1 pseudogene is annotated in these 357 nt (G+C 62.7%); it reads left to right on the top strand.

The features are described 5' to 3' along the window. Positions 1-357: pseudogene (locus tag B4E36_RS16135) on the top strand (tRNA uridine-5-carboxymethylaminomethyl(34) synthesis GTPase MnmE); the annotation flags it as partial.

Raw genomic sequence — 357 nt, 5'->3', positions numbered from 1 at the left:
CCAGCCGGCGGAGCGCTTCGAAGGGGAGTGCCTGCGGATTGGCACCAAGGCGGATACGGGGAACGAAACCGGGGCTGACTTTGACTTGGTGATTTCGTCGCGAACAGGCGCTGGCATGGATCGTCTGGTCGAGATGATAAAGGCGCGGCTTGAGGCCCGGCTTGCCGGCGCTTCGTTGTCGCTGCCGGTGCGCGATCGTCAGGTCGGTTATCTGAAAGAAACGCTGCGTTATATTCAGGCAGCACTGGACGCCCGCGACCGCTCTCCGGAGATTCCCGCTGAATCCCTGCGGCAGGCCGCTGTCGCGCTTGGCAGGATCACCGGGCGGGTGGATGTCGAGGATTTGCTGGATGTGAT

The organism is Martelella sp. UBA3392 (assembly GCF_002358775.1).
In the GTDB taxonomy this organism is placed as follows: domain Bacteria; phylum Pseudomonadota; class Alphaproteobacteria; order Rhizobiales; family Rhizobiaceae; genus Martelella; species Martelella mediterranea.
Note: the sequence above shows the minus strand (reverse complement) of the source record. Positions and strands in the feature narration are given on the sequence as shown.